The sequence below is a fragment of the Leuconostoc sp. BM2 genome, from assembly GCF_002095565.1.
Taxonomy (GTDB): Bacteria; Bacillota; Bacilli; order Lactobacillales; family Lactobacillaceae; genus Leuconostoc; species Leuconostoc falkenbergense.
This window is the reverse complement of record NZ_MOWQ01000003.1, coordinates 1-19,844: the sequence shown is the minus strand read 5'-3', so window position 1 is coordinate 19,844 and position 19,844 is coordinate 1. Positions and strand designations below refer to the sequence as shown.

The following is a 19,844-nucleotide window of genomic DNA, read 5'->3' as shown; positions in this document are numbered from 1 at the left end:
GTCCTTTTAGTTGTTAAGTACCATTATACCAATTATCTCGTGCTATAATGAAAGAATGAAAGAATTTCTCACAAACAATTCACAGCAAACACAAGAATTGGCTCAAAAAGTAGCCCAACTGGTACGTCGCGGTATGGTATTAACTTTAAATGGCGACCTTGGTGCTGGCAAAACAACTTTCACACAAGGATTCGCTCGTGCTTTAGGTGTCGCTGGTCGTGTTAAGAGTCCGACATTTAATATCATGAATACGTATATGGCCGGTGAAACACCGATTTATCATTTTGATGCCTATACTTTGGAAACAATGGGTGCTGAAAATCAAGGGTTTGAAGATTTTATCGGGACAGACGGTATTACCTTGATTGAATGGCCACAATACATGGTTGATATTTTACCCAACGATCGTATTGATTTTAACTTTCAACGAACCAATGAAGATGATCAACGTCAAATTACCATTCATGGTATTGGGCAACTGGCTAATTTTGAGGACGCATTATGAACTTTGATATGAGTCAACCGATTGCATTTAGTTTGGAAGTGGCAGGGTTAGAAAACGCAGCACAATGGCAGGCACTCATTCAACAATTGATGACTGAAACGGATACGTTTTTGATAGCTAGTATGCGAGATGGCGAAGTAGTGCCGGAGGAAAACGTTGGGCCAGCTATCACTTTGTTACTGATGGCTGAACAAGGGGCGTTACGTTTGCCAGTAGGTATTGGCTCGATTGAAAATGGGGAAGTAGGTATGGCCATTTTATCTCAATTTCAAGGCGCTGGTTTAGGACAATCATTGATGACAGCATTACTGGATTGGGCACAAGCAAATGGGTTACAGCAGGTATGGTTAGATGTGCAAGTAGACAATTTGCCAGCTAGACACATTTACGAGAAGTTTGGTTTTATAATGGTAGGGAAGCAAGTGAATTTGACGTTGCCAAATGGGCGTCAGACGCAGTTGCAAAAAATGGTTTTGGAGTTAGAAATATGAATTTTGTTGCAATGGATTTTGAAACAGCCAATCATGAAAAGCACTCAGCAGTATCGATTGCATTAGCAGTTGTGAGAGATAATCAAATTGTTGACCAATTCTACTCATTAATAAAACCAGAAACGTCATTTAGTCACTATAATACGAAAATTCATGGTATTCACCAAATTGATGTGGCAAAAGCACCACAATTTCCTGATATTTGGCCAACGATTGCACCACTATTTACAGCAGATAAATTAGTGGTTGCGCACAATGCACCGTTTGATAACGGCGTATTGAAGGGAACGTTAGACTATTACGGACTACCGGAACCACATTATATGCTATTGGACACAGTTCAAACGAGCCGCAAGCTATTTCCAAATTTTCAAAATCATAAATTGAATACAGTGGCGGAAAACTTGGGTATTACGCTTGAACATCACCATAACGCCTTAGATGATGCGGTGGCTGCGGCAAATATTTTAATATATGAATCTCAGCAATTTGGTGATTCAGCACTAAAATCATTTGTGAAAAATAAATAAGCTATCCCAGATTGGATAGCTTAGAAAAAAATTGTGATGAGTGTATGACACCCGATTGCCAACGATAATCCCAGAATAACAGCGAGACTAAATCTAGAAACTGAAGCGGCTCTGCTGTTTTTTTTTGTGACGACGGCATCGTAAGTATAGTAAGCATGAATGTAGATATCGTCAACACGACTCACGTTTGGTCTCTTATCCATATTAACACCTCCACCAATAACTTAATTATATGTTAATAATGTGGCGATATTGGCACTAAATCATGAAGAAACCATGTTGTTTTTAAAGTAAATCAATTTCCAATTGAATTGGTGCGTGATCTTGTCTTTTACCAGTGTCTAGTACAGTTGACTGGGTGACTTTATCAGCAATTCTGTTGCTGACGAGATAATAATCAATGCGCCAACCCGAGTTGTTAATTTTGCTGGTCTTGCTAATTTGTGCCCACCAAGTGTAGATACTTGGGACATTTGGGTTGAGCGCTCTCAGCGTATCTGTGAAACCGGCACCCAATAATGCAGTAAACTTTTCCCGTTCCTGATCGGTAAATCCGGCTGAATGGCGATTAGTTTTAGGATTTTTCAGGTCAATTTCTTCATGGGCAACGTTCATGTCACCACTGAAAATCACTGGCTTCTTTTGGTCTAATGAACTGATATAGTGTCGGTATTGATCATCCCATAAACCACGATCATCTAAGCGCGCTAGTTCGCTGCCGGAATTAGGGGTATAAACAGTTGAAACATAAAAATTGGCGAATTCGAGTGTGATCACACGCCCCTCCATATCCATGTCGCCGGGCGCATCTATTTTTGGAAAATCAACTGATAGAGGTTCTTGACGGGACAATACCATGGTACCGGAATAGCCTGAACGTGCTAAACTCGGGTTGACAAAAACGTGATAGTCGGGGAATAGTTCAGCAATGGCATTAGCCTGCTTTTTGGTTAACCCGGTCGCTTTTAATTTGGTTTCTTGAATAGCAAACACATCAGGTGTGGCTTCAGCAATATTATTAAGAACTGACCAAGTCATTTCACCACGCGCACTTTTATGTTCAACAGCGGCGTTAATTGAGTCAATGTTCCATGAAATTAGTTTCAAAATGAATTCCTCCAAAAATCGTTAATTTCATTCTAACATATTCAATCATTTTTCTTGAAAGCGTCTGTGGAATTAACCGTTATTTTTGGGTTCTAAAATTATTTGGCATAACGCGACATAAATTCTGGTAATGCTGCGCTGATTTTAGTTGGTAGTGTGACATATTGATTTTTTGATAGTTCATCAGCAATGGCGGAATGGGCATAAACCGCTGCCATGATTGCCTCTGGAAAGCACAACATGAATTGCGCAGTAAAGCCAGCTATCATACCAGCCAGCGTGTCACCCATACCACCGGTAGCTTGATAAGGACCACCATTTGGTATTTCGAAAACTTGGTTAAGCGTATAAATTTGGGTATGGTGTTGTTTCAAAACAAGGATTGGCTGAACATTCATACGTTGCTGTGCTAACATATTGAAAGCCTCAAATGCCTGTTCATTGATTGTGACACCGCTTAATCGTTGCCATTCCATTTGATGTGGTGTAATAATAAGCTGCGATTGTGGCCAAGAAAGTTTATTTTCCGCAACTAAAGTTAATGCTGAACCATCCACAATCAAAATTTGGCGTGCCATGATGGCGTCAAAAGTGGCTTCAACGATATCAAGACGATTTCCCAGTCCAGAACCAATTAACACGACATCAGCATGTTGAATATCATCAGTTAAATCGTCATTAAAATCAATCACCATTGCTTCGGGTAAATGAGCGTGCAATGCAGTGAAGTTACTGGGATCTGTTGCAACAGAAACTAAGCCGGCCCCAGAATTGACAGCCGCTAGTGCATTCATGATAACAGCACCACCAAATTGCTGCGTACCACCAATAATTAAAACGCGACCATAAGTGCCTTTATGAGATTGTTCAGGTCTTTTTTTGATAACTTGGTAAAGGATATCTTCTGTCAGCTTTTTCATGTTTACTTCCTCACACTTATTCTAACTGATAAGGACAAATATTGCACGCCAAATCCTTGTGTTATCAGCGTTTATGACGGTGCATTTATATTATGTCATTTATATTTTTTCTGTTTTGAGGACGCATGATGTTACAATATGGCTATGATTAAAAATAGTTTCGTATTGGCTGACGGTGAACAATTTTCAGATGAACAAAATGATGTGATTCACCAAGCAGTAGCGTTCGCCAATCACAATTTAACCCAGTCGCAAACACGTGCTTTTGTGATAGAAGGTGGCGCTGGTGCTGGTAAGAGCGTTGTGCTATTTGAAATTTTCAAACAACTACAAGCCACGAAGCCACAATGGTGTAATTTTTTACTTGTTAATCACGCTGAGATGTGGAAAAGTTACCGTGAATTAGCCAGTTATCAGCCTGACCTCAAAAAGAATCAATTTCTTAAACCAACGACATTCATTAATCAAATGACTCGTCACAATCAAACAGCTGATGTTGTTTTAATTGATGAAGCCCATCTTTTACTAACAGCACCAGACCGGTACAATAAATTTCAGCAAGAAAATCAACTGGTTGAGATACTGAAACATGCGCGTGTGGTTATTCTAGTCTTTGATGCTCATCAGGTTTTGAAGTTAAAAAGTATGTGGCATCGCGAGCAGTTGCAGACTATTCTAGCACCGTTTAAACCTGAGGCAGTTCAATTAAGCGAGCAATATCGAATGGTTGATCAAAGCCAGTCAGTCGTTGAGTGGATTGATCAGCTAACCCAGCACAAAAAAATAATTGATGTGGCAACATCTCTATCATTTGATTTGCGCATTTATAATGATGCTAACCAGTTATATGCGGCGATTTGTCAAGAAAATCAGCGTGTCGGCATGTCGAGAATCTTGGCAACTACCGATTATCCCTACACGGTTAATCGTGGCAAATGGTATGTTACGTTGGACGATTTCAAATTACCCTGGGATCAGCTTGATACAGGTGCCACACCTTGGGCATTACGCCCTGAAACGATTAATGAAGTGGGGTCTGTTTATACGATTCAGGGCTTTGACTTGAATTATGCAGGCGTGATTATTGGGCCTGGTATTCGTTATGATAATCAAAAAGATCAGTTAATCATCGATCCAAGTCATTATGAAGATAAGGCAGCATTTAGAAGCGTTGGTGGCAAAAATTTGTCATTAGAGGATAAGCAATCAATCATGCTTAATGCTTTGAACATCCTACTAAAAAGGGGACGTCATGGTTTATTTATCGCAGTGGCTGATCCAGTTTTGCGTCAAAAATTGTTAGCTAGTGTACCAAAGCAATCACGATATTGAGCAAGATAAGTCATTAGGAAAAAAATCATCAAAAGCGTATAATCAAAGTATTAGATACAAGAAAGGTTAAAAAAACATGACAATTGATTGGAAACAAGAAACAGAAACGCGTAAAGAGGCGTTTATTGAGGATTTGAAGTCAATGCTAGCAGTTGAATCTGTACGTGATGACTCAAAAGCCACAGCAGATGCACCACTTGGTCCTGGGCCCAAAGATGCATTAGTTAAAGTACTGTCGATTGCAGAACGAGATGGTTTTACCACTAAAAACCTTGATAACTTGGCTGGTTATATTGAAATTGGTCCAAAGGATGCTGAGGAATATGTTGCTATCTTGGCCCACGTTGATGTCATGCCAGCAGGCGAAGGTTGGGAAACAGCACCATTTGAACCTGTTGTGACTGAAGATAAAATCATTGCCCGCGGGGCGTCAGATGATAAGGGACCGGGGATGGCTGCTTATTACGCTTTCAAAATTTTGTCTGATTTGAAAGTACCTTTGAAGCGTCGTGTACGATTGATTTTTGGTACCGATGAAGAAAACGACTGGACAGGCATGACACGTTATTTTGAAGTGGAACCTGAACCAGCATTTGGCTTCTCACCTGATGCTGAATATCCAATTATCAATGGTGAAAAGGGTAATGTCCAAATTTTGATTGACGGTGAAGCTACTAACAGTGGTTCTGCTAAGTTGGTATCGTTTGAATCTGGATTACGGACTAATATGGTGCCTGGAATTGCTCGTGCTACTGTGCAGTCAGCACAAGCAGAAAAAATTGTCACTGAATTCCAAGAATATTTGGTGGATAATCCACAGATTTCTGGTTCAACAGAAACAGATGGTGAAGTTGTCAACTTTGTTTTGAATGGTAAACAGGTTCACGGCGCAATGCCTGAAATTGGTGAGAACGCTGGTACGTACCTAGCTAACTTCTTGCAAGACTTTGATTTCGGTGGTACTGCTAAGTCATTCTTGACTTATCTTGGCACACCAGCACATGATGATACTATTGGTAAAAAGTTTGGTGTTAACTACACAGATCAAGTCATGGGACCTTTGTCAATGAACGTTGGTATTCAAAAGTTTGTTGACGGCGGCAAAGCCTTTATTAACTTCAACTTCCGTTATCCAAAAGGCATTACACCGGAAGAAATTGAAGCTGGTTTGGCCTCACAATTGAATGGTTGGGATGTCAAGCCAACCATTGGCGGACACGCGCAAGTGCCACATTACGTTGCACCAAGCGATCCTATTGTGGAAACATTGTTGCGTGTTTATCACGAACAAACTGGTTTGCCAGCACATGATCAAGTCATTGGTGGTGGTACTTATGGTCGTTTGATGAAGCGTGGTGTCGCCTTTGGGGCATTATTCCCAGATTCACCAGACACTATGCACCAAGTTAATGAATTTGCTTTGTTAGATGACTTGTATCGCTCAATCTCAATCTATGCACAAGCAATCGCTGAAATTACTAATTTGGATTAAATGTTGGTTTAATCTTTGGTCTGTATGATAGCAATAATCAAACAAATCAAAGGAGAAACATTATGGCATTAGTAATTGTAGCTGGTATTGTAATTATTGGATTCTCGTTCACTAAGGTGTTGCGTGTGACGCAACCGGTGAAAGTTAGAAATAAAAAATAGCGCTAACTGATTCTGAATTTTTAAATCACTAGAAATCTCAAAAACATATTAAACAATATGTTTTTGAGGTTTTTTGTTAACGCAATAATTGAATGGATTATGTTGCAAATATTAGACTAAAATACCCGAACGAACGTTTGCCTTGGCGGGCGTTTTTTGTTATGATAATTCTAATTGTATTATCATTAAAACGGAGGCAAATATGGAGAGTCAGGGGATAAAAGTCGATAATGACCGGCATATCGCGCAGATGGGTTTCTGGGATCAATTGGCAACATGGATTGGTGCGAATGCAAACAATGGTACGTGGTATATTGGCGGTGTTATTGCGGCGCTTGGTTTGAGTGGTGCTTTGGGTGTCATTTTAATTAGTGGGCCACTCGCTTATGTATTTTTGGCATTAGTTGGTTATATGGGCTACAAGGTGCGCGCCTCAACAATGAACTTGATGCGACCAGCATTTGGAGTTCGCGGTTCAATCGGACCATCGTTGATTAACGTGGTGCAATTTATGGGCTGGGCTGCGGTTAATACCTATATTGCAGCAATATCTGTTAGTTACTTATTGGCTGATATTTTTGGTTCGACCAATTTTAAGCCCGGTGGTATCAAAGGTATGGTCGTTGGTGTTGCGATTATGGGAATTTTACATTTGATTTCAATTTCTCTCGGTCAAAAATCCATTCGATTAATTGAACGAATTGGTATCATTTTGGTGATTGCCTTGGTCATTTGGGAGACTATCGTGGTCTTGCGAGAAGTATCATTACAACAAATTTTAGCTTGGCATGCACCAACTGCAGCACATCTATCATTTGGAACTGCTATTGACGTTTTTGCGGCTTTTAATTTGGCATGGGTGACGGCGGCAGCGGACTTTACGCGTTTTTCAAAAAATAAATCATCTGCAACCAAGGCGCCATTTATTGGTGCAACGCTTGGTCTGTATTGGTTTGCCATTGTTGGCTCATTAACTACGATTGCCGCTGCTGTCAGTACAAATGCGTTTAATCCAGATAGTTCTGATCCCTCAACTGTTGCGTCAAAGTTGGGACTGGGTGTCTTAGCATTGATTGTGATTATGCTGACGTCAACCACAGCAAATGCGGTTAATTTAATGGCAGCGGGGTCAGCGTTCAATAATATTTTGCCAAAAATTAAGCTGACACCATCGCTCTGGATTGTTACCATCATTGCCACGTTGATGAGCTTTATTCCATTTATTTTTGGTGGGTTTATCAACACGTTTATTTGGTTTTTAGATATGGTGGGGATGATTTTAGGACCTGAAATTGCTATTCTACTGGTTGATTTTTTCTGTGTCCGTAGTAAAAATTATGACACCCATCAATTTAGCAAAATAGATGGGAAATACTGGTATCAAGCTGGTTTCAATGTTCGGGCCTACATCACTTGGGTGATTAGTATTGCCGTGTATTTTGGTTTGCAACAAGTAACACTGGTCACAGACACAGTTGGTTCAACTTGGCTAACCATGCTATTTGCAGCTGGATTGTATGCTGTATTATCGTTAAAAAAAGCAATGTAACCTTAAATGGTAAAATTTAGATGCTTATTCACGACAAAATAGTTGTGATATTCGTAAATTTAGTCTAAAATTAGATAGTATTGAAAACTCGGAGGAAATAACATGTCTAAGTGGACACCAGCCGCGGATGAAAAAAACCAAGGCACATTAGAATTTGAAATCTCACGCGCAACAGTTGAAGAAGGTTTGGATAAAGCTTTCCAACGTAATAAAAATCAGGTTTCAATCCCTGGATTCCGTAAAGGAAAAGTGACAAAGCAACTCTTTTTCCAAAAGTTTGGTGAAGAAGCTTTGTATCAAGAAGCAATGGATATTGTTTTGCCAGCCGCTTATGAAGCAGCTGTTGACGAAGCTGGTGTGACACCAGTTGGTCGTCCAAATATCGAACCAGTCTCAATGAACAAGGGTGAAGCTTGGACTTTGAAAGCTGAAATTACAACTGCACCTGAAGTGAAGTTGGGTGACTATTTGAACCTTGAAGTTGCTGCTCAAGATGAAGAAGTGACTGACGCTGACGTTGATGCCGAAATCAAGCGTTTGCAAGAAGGACAAGCAGAACTTGTTTTGCAAGAAGAATCAGTTAAGGCAGAAAACGGCGATACTGTTGTTATTGACTTTGATGGTTCTGTTGATGGCGAACATTTTGATGGCGGTCAAGCTAACGACTTTTCATTGGCATTGGGCTCAGGTCAATTCATTCCTGGCTTTGAAGAACAATTGGTAGGTCACACAGCAGGTGAAGATGTGAACGTTAATGTTACGTTCCCTGAAGACTATCAAGCTGCTGATTTGGCTGGCAAGGAAGCCTTGTTTGAAGTTAAGATTCATGAATTGAAGCGCAAGGAATTGCCTGAATTGGACGACGAATTTGCCAAGGATGTCGATGAAGAAGTTGAAACATTGGCAGAATTGAAAGAAAAGACTGCTAAGAAGTTAGCTGAAACTAAAGCTGAAAGTGCTAAAGAAGCATTTGAAGACGCAGTCATCACTAAGGCAGTTGACAATGCTTCAATCGACGGTGACAAGATTCCAGATGCTATGATTGATGAAGATGTTCATCGTCAAATCGATCAATATTTGGGACAATTGCAACAACAAGGCATTTCTCGTGAAATGTTCTTCCAAATTTCAGGTCAAACTGAAGATGATTTGCACAAGCAATTCGAAGACGGCGCAGCAACTCGCGTTAAGACTAGCCTTGTACTTGAAGCAATTGTTAAAGCAGAAGGTATTGAACCATCAGAAGAACAAGTTACTGAAGAAATCAACAACTTGGCTTCACAATACAACATGGACGCTGCACAAGTACGTGCAACTTTGTCAGATTCATTGTTGAAGCATGACATTGCGATGCGTGAAGTCATTAAGAAAGTGACTGACTCTGCTAAAGCAGTATAAATGAGTTTGATTTTAAGAGCACTTCAGGTTGAGGTGCTTTTTTATTTTAGTAGAATTAAAGTTAGTATGGTTTGTAAGAAGACTATAAAATAGTATAATAGTATCATACTGTTTAACTAAAATATTATTGATATTAAAAGATCAATCAAAAAGGGAAAATAATGGCGAATACACCAAATTTTGAAGAAGAAGTACATTGCAGTTTTTGTGGTAAATCTGCCAGTGAAGTTAAAAATATTGTTGCGGGACCAAATGGTGTCTATATTTGTAACGAATGTGTCGCTTTGGCGCAAAACATTATTCAAGAAGAATTAACCACCTCGCAAGCGGCCCAAGTCTTATCATTGCCAACACCACATGAAATCGTGGCTGAGCTAAACGATTATGTCATCGGTCAAGAAGACGCTAAGAAGACGTTGGCTGTCGCCGTTTATAATCATTACAAGCGTATCAATGAAAATGTTGCACCAACCACGGACGTTGAATTACAAAAATCAAACATTGCCTTAATCGGACCAACTGGTTCAGGAAAAACATATTTGGCGCAGAGTTTGGCGCGTATTTTGAATGTGCCATTTGCCATTGCTGATGCCACCACTTTAACTGAGGCAGGGTATGTTGGTGAAGACGTTGAAAACATTATTTTGAAGTTGTTGCAAGCAGCTGATTTCAATGTCGAGGCAGCCGAACACGGCATCATTTACGTCGATGAAATTGACAAAATTGCCAAGAAATCTGAGAATGTTTCAATCACGCGTGACGTTTCTGGTGAAGGTGTCCAACAAGCGTTGCTTAAAATGCTAGAAGGAACCATTGCCAGCGTGCCACCCCAAGGTGGTCGTAAGCATCCGCAACAAGAGTTAATTCAGGTTGACACGACCAACATTTTGTTTATCGTTGGTGGTGCTTTCGCAGGTATCGACACGATTATCAAGGAACGTTTGGGTGAACGAGTCATCGGCTTCGGTTCAGACGCTAATGAAAACGCAGTTGCCCTCAATGACGAAAATATTCTTCGCCATGTGCAACCAGAGGATATGACCAAGTTTGGCTTAATTCCAGAATTTATTGGTCGTTTGCCAATTGTGACCGTGTTAGATGAATTAAAAGTGGCTGACTTGGCACGCATTTTGACAGAACCTAAAAACGCGCTCATTAAGCAATACACAGCACTTTTGGGCTTAGATGATGTTGAACTTGAGTTCCAACCAGATGCATTAGAAGCAATGGCCGAACTAGCCATCAAACGCCATACTGGCGCGCGTGGCCTACGCTCAATCATTGAAAACGTCATGAAGGATGTCATGTATGATATCCCAAGTCGTGATGATGTGGCGAAAGTCATTATCACCGAAGCAAGTGTTGAAAAAGGTGAGCAACCAGAGCTACAACTTAAAAGGGAGGCTTAACTGATGGACGTGCATAATGTTGAAATGGTGATGAGCGCCGTCTCAGCCACCCAATATCCAACTGATGGTAAACCTGAAATTGCCCTTGTTGGTCGCTCAAATGTCGGTAAATCGTCATTGACCAACACATTGATTAACCGCAAAAACTTTGCCAGAACATCATCACAACCGGGGAAGACGCAAACGTTGAACTTCTATAATGTGGAAGACCAATTATATTTCGTTGACGTGCCTGGTTATGGTTACGCGAAAGTATCAAAGAAGCAACGCGAAGCGTTCGGTCACATGATTGAAGAGTACATCACATCACGCAAGCAATTACGCGGTGTAATCAGCTTAGTTGACGCCCGCCATGATCCTAGTGATGATGACATATCTATGTACGAATGGTTGCATTATTACAATATTCCAATCTTGGTTGTTGCGACCAAATCAGACAAAATATCACGCAGTCGTTTTAATAAATATGAATCAAATATCAAGCGCACACTTGGTTTTGACGAAGAAGACAGTGATTTTCAATTTTTCTCATCGGAAACGAAATATGGTAAAGATGAAGTGTGGCAATGGATTGAGTCACATCTCAATCAAATATAATTTTAAAGATGCAAAAGGCCTAAAGTATATGACTTTAGGCCTTTTGTTACGTATTATAATATGATCGGTATTTTAGCCATTATTTTCAAGCGTCAAAATGACATCGTCTTTATCGACTAAGCTTCCGAGTGGTTTCTTTAATGTCAATGTGTCATCGGCACTAGAATTAGTGATGGTAACAATAACTGTATCATCATATCCAGCATCTTTAATAGCTTTATCCCAGAACTCAATGAGTAAATCACCACGCTTGACGTGTTGACCACGTTCAAAGTAAGTCACGAAGCCAGTACCTTGCATAGCTACCGTCCCAATACCAATGTGGATTAATGTTACGACACCAGTATCAGAGACAAGTCCAACAGCGTGTCGAGTAGAAAAGGCAATTCTAACGTTACCATCAAATGGTGCGTATACGCGACCATCAGAAGGCTTAATAGCAAATCCTTGACCAAGCGCGCCATTGGCAAATATAGGATCATTTACTGATGCTAAATCAACAAGCTCACCGGCGATTGGTGCGTTGTAGTCATGCGCACCAGCTTCAATTTTTGTTGATGTCGTGACAGGGTTTTCAGAATCATCAGCTAATTGCTTACCCCAAGTGCGTTCCAATTGATCAACAATTTCAGCGTGCTTCTTTTCTGTTAATGTGACCTTGCGATAGAATACATACGTACCAATTAAAATAATAACAATTGGCAAACCAAACATAATGAGTTTAAAAGTAACTTGACCTGAAGCGCTAACAGAAGCAGCAGTGGCACCAGTTGTCATACCAGCAGCAACAGCTGTTAAGCCTACGACACCGTTTGAAATGGCACCGGCTAGCTTGTCTAGCAATGGTCGAACTGACAATGTTAGTGATTCATCACGGTGGCCTAACTTAAGCTGACCATATTCAACAGAATCGGAAATGGTCATCAAGACAACCAAGAAGACTAGGGGCTGTGGAATAGCGAACAGTACAGCAGCGATTAAGACCATTGGCAATGATTGACCAGCAAATACAAACAAAACCAAGGCGATGATCATTGTCAAAATGCACCAGAAGAAGAGATTACGACGGTTAAGCTTATCAGCTAACTTTGGGAATAGTGAGACAGACAGCAAGCCAGTTACAATATTGAGACTAGCAAAAATTGAGAAAGCAGATGAATTACCCAAAATAAAAGTAAAGTAATACAGTTCCAGCGAGTTGACGAGTGTAACCCCAGTTGTGTAGAGCCCATAAGAGAGGGCAATCCACATCAATTGATCGTTATGAGTTAAAATGTGAATAACTTTTTTGAAAGTGGTTTTTTCTTTATTTTTACGAAGATCTGAATCGACTTCTTTGGTACCGATACCAACAGCTACGGCACTTAACCAAGCGATAGTTGCAACAATCACAGCAAACCAGAACCAGCCACGAGTATCACCCGTGCCACCATTTGAATTCAAAGAAAAGAAAAGAACAAGTGGCATGACGACTACACCAACTAAATTACCACCGATAGTTGACCCGATTCGAGCAAATGTGGCTGTTTTTTCACGTTCACGAGAATCAAATGTTAACGCAGGAATCATTGACCAAAATCCAATATCTTTGAATGAATAGAAAATATCCATAATGATGTATATAAAACCAAAGATGATTAAGTAAAGCAGTGGATTTGATTTGTTCAAACCGCCCATATTCGTGAACAAAATAATTAAGGCAATAGAACCGACAGTACCGCCAACAACCACCTAAGGCTTGAATTTACCCCAACGAGTGCTTGTATTATCAATTGCGTTACCAATAAATGGATCAATTGCCAATTCAACGAAACGCAATAGGAAGATAATCAACGTGATGTAACTAATCATTTTGTCATTCTGTGCAGCGTTACCACTATTAAACAAGTGTGTTGTCACAAACATAATGAAATAAGTTGACAATGTAGCGAAAAACATATCGTTACCGAATGCACCAAACGCATAGGAAACGCGAGAGGTCATCGATTGCTTGTTAGACTTCATAATTGTATTCTCCTTTTCGATATCAGCTAACACAGTTAATAGTAAGCGCTTTCAAAAGAAAAAGCAATACTTTTTACTAAATATTTAGTAAAAAGTATTTTATCGCAATTTGTTGTAAAATAATAAAAGAACCTTTACTGTGATAAAGACTGATATCACAACATTGACGAGTTGAGGAAGAATATATGGTTACAATAAAAGACATCGCGGCAGCAACAGATGTTTCGGCAAGTACGGTATCACGTGTCTTAAATCAAGATATGACGTTATCTGTATCAGACGAAACACGACGCAAGGTTATTGATACAGCACAGCGTCTTAATTATGTTAAGAAACCGAAAAAAGAAGTGACTGCTCAAACACTTCATATTGCAGTTTTGACGGTCTTTTCTGAAACACGCGAAGCAAATGATTCCTATTGGCGCCAAATTTATTTGAGTATTGTCCAAGGTGCTCATGAGCGTGGTATTGTGGTTGATGAAGTTATCCGTATCAATCAAGGATTGAAATTGGCTGAATTCGCCCATTACGATGCCATTATTGTACTTGGGGATATGACCCCCAGCGCAGTGAATCAACTAAAACAAATCAATAGCAGTATCGTTTTAGTTGATGCAAAAGACCACTACAATGATATTGATGCGGTTAATCCTGAATTGCGGTTAATGACAGTTAGAATTTTGAATGAGTTATATGAAGCGGGTCGACAAAAAATTGGCTTCATCGGTGGCATCAATGATTTGACAGCTCTTGACGGTACTACAACAACTAATCTGGAAGACGTACGTAGTGAGATATATGAGGAATGGTCCAAGAATCATGGTATTACCCCTCATTTTCATACTGGAACATGGCATGCAGAAACTGGCAGCTTGGGTGCAACAAAATTATTGGAAGAGGAGCCTCAATTGGATGCTTTGTTGGTGGCGTCAGATCCAATTGCATTAGGCGCTATTAATGCATTGAAGCTACAAGGCATTGAGCCCGGGAAAGACATTGATGTGGTGAGCTTTGATAATTTGGAGTTAGCTTCATATCTGGTGCCAGCGCTGACTACGGTTGAATTACATCCCAGCGCAATCGGCAAAACTGCTATAAGTCAAGCCTGTGAACTGGCTAGAGGAGAGAGAACTTGGCCAATTTGGGCAACAATTCCCAGTCAACTACATTATCGAGAAACGTTCAAAAAAAATAAGTAACCGTTTACATTTTAGTAAATAGGTGGTAAACTATGTTTGTAATTTAGTAAATATTTTCTTGGAGGAAGCAAATGTCTAATGCAAACATTTTTTTTGATGAACAACAACAAGTTTTTCATCTATCAAATCAGCAGGTGTCTTACTTGATTCAAATCGAAGATGGTGGGGTGTTGAGCCACTTGTACTTTGGCAAAAAGGTATCAGGCTATCATGGTTCTCGTCTTTATCAACGATTAGATCGCGGTTTTTCACCTAACTTAGCTGGAGAACCTCATCAAACAGACCGTCGTTTTTCAAAAGATACGTTGTTACAAGAGTATAGTGGTTATGATACAGGCGATTTTAGACAAGCTGCTATCAAATTACGGGGCGTAGATGGTGCCGAAGCTACTGATTTTCGCTTTAAATCGTACGCAATTGAAAAAGGTAAAACAAATTTAAGCGATTTACCACATGCTTACGTATTATCTGATGACGAGGCGCAAACTTTAGCAATTGTGTTGGAAGATGTTACTTTAAATGTCGAACTTACTTTATACTACACAATTTATGCGGACAGGCCAGTTGTAACACGCTGGAGCAACCTCAAAAACTTATCTAGCGAAAATGTGAAAATTGAAAAAATCGCGTCGCTCCAATTGGATTTACCTGCCAATGATTTGGAAGTTATCTCTTTGCCGGGTGCTCATGTTCGTGAGCGAAGCATTGAAAGGCAAGCATTGCGTCAAGGGTTAACGACGTTTGCAAGTCATCGTGGTACCAGTTCACACCACATGAACCCATTTATTGCTTTGGTTGCACCGACCACGACAGAAAATCAAGGCGAGGCGATCGGCATTCAGTTAGTTTACTCTGGCAATCATCAATTTACCGTAGAAAAAGATTATGTTGATCAGTTGCGCATTTTAGCTGGTATTAATGAAGAAGGCTTTTCTTGGGAACTCACACCAGAAGATAGTTTTCAAACACCAGAGACGCTGATGGTGTACTCGGATGAGGGCCTTAATGGTATGTCACAAGCTTATCATCACCTTTTGCGGGAACGTGTGGCTCGCGGACAATACCAGTACGCACAACGTCCCATTGTTATCAACAACTGGGAAGCAACTTATTTTGATTTCAATGCCGAAAAAATTGAAGAAATTTTAGATGAGGCTGCGCCACTAGGTGTTGAAATGTTTGTCTTAGATGACGGTTGGTTTGGTCATCGTGATGACGATGATAGTTCACTAGGTGATTGGTTTGAGTACACAGCCAAATTAAAAGATGGTGGTGGATTAAATGGTTTGTCACAAAAAGTGCATGACAAAGGAATGAAGTTCGGACTGTGGTTTGAACCAGAAATGATTTCTAAAAATTCTGACCTGTATCGCGCCCATCCAGAATACGTACTACATATTCCAGAGCGTGTCATGACACCCAGTCGAGATCAATATGTACTGGATTTTTCAAGACCAGAAGTCGTGGACAATATTTTTGATCAAATGGTGGCTATTTTGGACAATGTGCCAATTGATTACATTAAATGGGATATGAATCGTCATCTGACGGAAGTTTATTCGACTGCTTTGCCAGCTGATCGTCAAGGTGAAGTAGCACATCGCTATATGTTAGGTGTATATGATTTGGCTAATCGTTTGACCAGCCGATATCCTCAAATTTTGTTTGAAGGTTGCTCAGGTGGTGGCGGTCGTTTTGATGCCGGTATGCTGTATTATTTCCCACAGTCATGGACATCTGATAATACAGACCCTATTGAGCGTTTGAAAATTCAATATGGTACAACATTGAGTTATCCAGTTTCAAGCATGACCGCTCACGTTTCGGCATCTCCTAATCATCAAACTGGTCGCAAGACGAGTTTGAAAGTGCGTGGCGATGTTGCGACTGCGGGTGTGTTCGGATATGAATTAAACTTAGCTAAGTTAGCTAATGAAGAAAAAAGTGAGATTAAAGATCAAATTTCATTTTATAAGCAACAACGGCAGTTGATTCAATATGGTGATTTTTATCGCATTAAAAGTCCGTTTGAGGGCAACGAAACTGCTTGGGAATTTGTGAATGAAGATAAAACAGAGGCGCTTTTGTTTAATTATCGTGTGTTATCAACGGCGCAACCAGCGTTTAGCATTACAAATTTGAGCCACTTGCTGCCCGAGGCGCTCTATGTTGATCAAACCACACAAGAAAGTTTTTCTGGGGATGAGTTGATGTCAATTGGTTTATATAATGCGCCGATTGAGCAAGCAGATTTTACCTCATCAGTTAGATATTTTAAAGTCCAAGAAAACGAATTAAAGTAAGAAAGGTAGATTGAAATGTCTGATACTTACACAAAATTAACGCAGGTTTTTGAAAGTCAATTTCACCATTTGCCAAGTGATAAATTTTTTTCACCGGGTCGCATCAATTTAATCGGTGAACATACTGATTACAATGGCGGTCATGTCTTTCCAGCATCAATTACGCTAGGAACTTATGGCGTAGCGGCATTGCGATCAGATCGTGATGTCAAAATTTATTCAACTAATTTTCCAGAACAAGGTGTGATCACCTTTGATATTGATAATGAAGACAAATTACCTCACGCATCTTGGGGTAACTTTGTTAAAGGTGTATTACAGGCTCTTAGAGGGTATGGTAATCAGTTTGAAAATGGTTTTGAACTAGTCATCGAAGGTAATATTCCAAATGGTTCAGGTTTGTCATCGTCATCATCATTGGAATTATTGATTGGCGTTGTCGCTCAAAAATTGTACCAACTTAAGATTCCAAGGTTGCAATTGGTTGCCAGTGGTCAACGAGCAGAAAACGACTTTGTTGGCGTTAACACAGGCATTATGGATCAGTTTGCAATTGGTTTTGGTGAAAAGGATCGGGCAATTTACCTTGACACTAATACGATGATTTATGAGATGGTGCCTATTCATTTGGGTGATTATGTAGTTGTCATCATGAATACGAATAAACGTCGTGAATTAGCGGACTCAAAGTACAACGAGCGTGTTCGTGAAACACAAGAAGCTGTATATCAATTGCAAAAATATGTACCGATTCAATATTTAGGTGAACTCGATAGTGATACATTTGATAAATATGCTGATAATTTATCCTCCGAAACCTTGCGTAAGCGTGCACGGCATGCAGTTTATGAAAATGAACGCACCAAGGTGGCTGTAAAGGCACTAAAAAATGATGATCTTAAGGAATTTGGTGAATTGATGAATGCTTCGCACCAATCGTTAAAAGATGACTATGAAGTTACTGGTATCGAACTAGATACTTTGGCCGAAACAGCGCAACAGGTTGATGGTGTACTTGGCGCGCGCATGACTGGAGCAGGTTTTGGTGGCTGTGCGATTGCATTAGTTCATCGCGATGCTGTTGCGCAGCTGGAAGAAACAGTGGGACGCCAATATGAATTAGTTGTTGGCTATGCACCATCATTTTATGTCGCTAATATTGGCAATGGGGCACACTGGGTAGGTGAAGTAGCGGGAGAAGCATAATGGCGGAAATTGATTTATTCACAGCATTCGCAAAAAAAATCATTGCAGAATCTGATTATACAACTGATGACGAAATTTATTTGGTCAATCAAATTATGGGATTAGTTGGTGAAACAAATCATAATACGGCGCCTCGCTTGGTAGATGATGACAGTGTAACGACCCTAGCGTTACTAGATCAGCTGACAGCTGTTGCCGAAAAAAATGGGACATTAGCGTTGCGTCAAATGAACACTGATATATTAGGTGCGCAACTCATGAACTTTATCGTACCAAGGCCATCACAGGTTCGCAAAATGTTTTGGGAGCACTATCAGCAATCTCCGCGACAAGCAACTGATTATTTCTTTGATTTATCCCAACGCAGTAATTACATTAAAACACGTGAAATCAGTCAAAATATTTCTTATCCGGTAGACACACAATATGGTACACTGCAAATTACCATTAACTTATCCAAGCCAGAAAAGGATCCTAAAGCGATTGCGGCTGCTTTGAAAAATAAAAACCAACAACAATCACAATATCCCGTATCACAATTGGCAAAAGAAAATGAAGGATATTGGGGACGTCTTGATTATGCAGCGCGCACCAATCATCGGGTTATTCCGATAACATTGGGACACGAAAAATGGTATTTTCAGTATTCGCCTTATGCTTATTTCAATGAACATGCTATTGTGCTCTCTGAACATCTTCGCCCGATGCATGTTGATCGCGAAAATTTATCACGATTATTAGAGTTTGTGTCTAAATTTCCAGATTATTTCATTGGATCGAATGCGGATTTACCAATTGTCGGTGGCTCAATTTTATCACATGACCATTTTCAAGCTGGTCGTTATGAACTACCAATGGCAAAAGCAGTTATGAAAGAAAAAATTACTATTGCAGGTTGTGATTTACATGAAGCGGGTATTTTAAATTGGCCAATGACAACCATACGCTTAATCGACGATGATCGTGAAAAGTTACTAAATGCCGCTGATAAAATTATGATGGCTTGGCAAAATTATGATGATGCCTCTCTTTCAATTCGTGCGTATGGTGATGATGGTGAACGGCACCACACGGTAACGCCAATTGTTAGATTTCGAAGTGGCCACTATGAAGTGGATCTTGTATTACGTGATAATAACACATCTGACACTTTTCCAGACGGTATTTTTCATCCACATCCAGACGTCCAACATATTAAAAAAGAAAATATTGGTTTGATTGAGGTGATGGGGTTAGCGATTTTACCGCCACGTTTGAAAGCAGAATTAGCTGAAGTTACGCAATATTTATTAGGCAATGATAATAACATTGCAGAGAAACATCAAGCATGGGCAGATACTTTGAAGCAATCTGAAGTGATTAACGCGAATAATGTGACCCATATCGTGCAACAAAGTGTGGGACAGATTTTCAGTCGGGTACTTGAGGATGCAGGCATCTTCAAAAATGATCAATCTGGGCAAGATGGTCTGGAAAAGTTTATTAAGCAAATCGAAGTAGGGGAATAAATCAAAATGGCAGTATTAGTACTTGGTGGTGCAGGATATATTGGCTCACACATGGTGAAACGTTTGGTTGAAGCCGGACGCGACGTGGTGGTTGTGGACGCCTTGTTCACTGGACACCGCGCAGCAGTTAATC

At 40.1% G+C, this 19,844-nt stretch carries 17 protein-coding genes and 1 pseudogene; 14 read left to right on the top strand and 4 right to left on the bottom strand.

The genetic code is table 11. From position 1 onward, the window contains the following. Positions 1-55: 55 nt before the first annotated feature. The 3 genes from tsaE to BMG01_RS01790 are packed head-to-tail and all read left to right on the top strand — an operon-like array spanning position 56 to position 1,526. Positions 56-505, top strand: a complete 450-nt coding sequence (tsaE, locus tag BMG01_RS01800; protein WP_036067950.1) for a tRNA (adenosine(37)-N6)-threonylcarbamoyltransferase complex ATPase subunit type 1 TsaE — start codon at positions 56-58, stop codon at positions 503-505. Further along, positions 502-996: a GNAT family N-acetyltransferase gene (locus tag BMG01_RS01795; RefSeq protein WP_036067949.1), complete on the top strand. Its 495-nt coding sequence runs from the start codon at positions 502-504 to the stop codon at positions 994-996. Before tsaE ends, BMG01_RS01795 begins: the two co-directional genes overlap by 4 nt. Next, positions 993-1,526: a 3'-5' exonuclease gene (locus tag BMG01_RS01790; protein ID WP_004910447.1), complete on the top strand. Its 534-nt coding sequence runs from the start codon at positions 993-995 to the stop codon at positions 1,524-1,526. Before BMG01_RS01795 ends, BMG01_RS01790 begins: the two co-directional genes overlap by 4 nt. Positions 1,527-1,546: 20 nt before the next feature. Here BMG01_RS01790 and BMG01_RS01785 read toward each other — a convergent pair whose 3' ends face one another. The 3 genes from BMG01_RS01785 to BMG01_RS01775 all read right to left on the bottom strand — a co-directional run bounded on the left by BMG01_RS01785 (position 1,547) and on the right by BMG01_RS01775 (position 3,553). Further along, positions 1,547-1,729 (bottom strand): hypothetical protein, encoded by a 183-nt coding sequence (locus BMG01_RS01785; protein WP_036067947.1) that lies wholly within the window; start codon positions 1,727-1,729, stop codon positions 1,547-1,549. 82 nt (positions 1,730-1,811) lie between these two features. Beyond that, positions 1,812-2,633, bottom strand: coding sequence for an exodeoxyribonuclease III (locus BMG01_RS01780; protein WP_004910444.1), 822 nt, complete (start codon positions 2,631-2,633; stop codon positions 1,812-1,814). A gap of 98 nt (positions 2,634-2,731) precedes the next feature. Further along, positions 2,732-3,553 (bottom strand): NAD(P)H-hydrate dehydratase, encoded by an 822-nt coding sequence (locus BMG01_RS01775; RefSeq protein WP_004910443.1) that lies wholly within the window; start codon positions 3,551-3,553, stop codon positions 2,732-2,734. A gap of 138 nt (positions 3,554-3,691) precedes the next feature. On the opposite strand from BMG01_RS01775, the gene BMG01_RS01770 reads away from it, so the two are divergent. From BMG01_RS01770 to yihA, 6 genes are all read left to right on the top strand, one after another. Then, positions 3,692-4,885, top strand: coding sequence for a DUF2075 domain-containing protein (locus tag BMG01_RS01770; protein WP_004910440.1), 1,194 nt, complete (start codon positions 3,692-3,694; stop codon positions 4,883-4,885). A 76-nt stretch (positions 4,886-4,961) separates the two neighbouring features. Beyond that, on the top strand, positions 4,962-6,377 hold the full coding sequence (gene pepV, locus BMG01_RS01765) for a dipeptidase PepV (RefSeq protein WP_036067945.1): 1,416 nt from the start codon (positions 4,962-4,964) through the stop codon (positions 6,375-6,377). A 363-nt stretch (positions 6,378-6,740) separates the two neighbouring features. Continuing rightward, on the top strand, positions 6,741-8,087 hold the full coding sequence (locus BMG01_RS01760) for a cytosine permease (protein ID WP_004910436.1): 1,347 nt from the start codon (positions 6,741-6,743) through the stop codon (positions 8,085-8,087). A 102-nt stretch (positions 8,088-8,189) separates the two neighbouring features. Further along, a complete protein-coding gene (gene tig / locus BMG01_RS01755) occupies positions 8,190-9,485 on the top strand; it encodes a trigger factor (RefSeq protein WP_004910434.1) in 1,296 nt (431 codons plus the stop codon). 161 nt (positions 9,486-9,646) lie between these two features. Next, complete coding sequence (gene clpX, locus BMG01_RS01750; RefSeq protein WP_010293087.1) at positions 9,647-10,894, top strand: ATP-dependent Clp protease ATP-binding subunit ClpX; 1,248 nt, start codon at positions 9,647-9,649, stop codon at positions 10,892-10,894. 3 nt (positions 10,895-10,897) lie between these two features. After that, the gene (gene yihA, locus BMG01_RS01745; RefSeq protein ID WP_004910429.1) at positions 10,898-11,491 is read left to right on the top strand and encodes a ribosome biogenesis GTP-binding protein YihA/YsxC; all 594 of its coding nucleotides are present in this window, start codon (positions 10,898-10,900) and stop codon (positions 11,489-11,491) included. Positions 11,492-11,563: 72 nt separating this feature from the next. On the opposite strand, the pseudogene BMG01_RS01740 reads toward yihA, so the two are convergent. Then, positions 11,564-13,495: pseudogene (locus BMG01_RS01740) on the bottom strand (glycoside-pentoside-hexuronide (GPH):cation symporter). A 185-nt stretch (positions 13,496-13,680) separates the two neighbouring features. Between BMG01_RS01740 and BMG01_RS01735 the strand changes: the two are divergent. From BMG01_RS01735 to BMG01_RS01715, 5 genes are all read left to right on the top strand, one after another. Further along, positions 13,681-14,694 (top strand): LacI family DNA-binding transcriptional regulator, encoded by a 1,014-nt coding sequence (locus BMG01_RS01735; RefSeq protein ID WP_036067941.1) that lies wholly within the window; start codon positions 13,681-13,683, stop codon positions 14,692-14,694. 71 nt (positions 14,695-14,765) lie between these two features. Beyond that, entirely contained in the window at positions 14,766-16,997 is a 2,232-nt protein-coding gene (locus BMG01_RS01730; protein ID WP_036067939.1) for an alpha-galactosidase, read from the top strand. A 15-nt stretch (positions 16,998-17,012) separates the two neighbouring features. Beyond that, a complete protein-coding gene (locus BMG01_RS01725) occupies positions 17,013-18,203 on the top strand; it encodes a galactokinase (protein ID WP_004910421.1) in 1,191 nt (396 codons plus the stop codon). After that, entirely contained in the window at positions 18,203-19,711 is a 1,509-nt protein-coding gene (gene galT / locus BMG01_RS01720; protein ID WP_036067936.1) for a UDP-glucose--hexose-1-phosphate uridylyltransferase, read from the top strand. Before BMG01_RS01725 ends, galT begins: the two co-directional genes overlap by 1 nt. Positions 19,712-19,717: 6 nt before the next feature. Continuing rightward, positions 19,718-19,844, top strand: a 127-nt coding sequence (locus tag BMG01_RS01715) for an NAD-dependent epimerase/dehydratase family protein (protein WP_142511317.1), incomplete at its 3' end; no start/stop codon positions are given.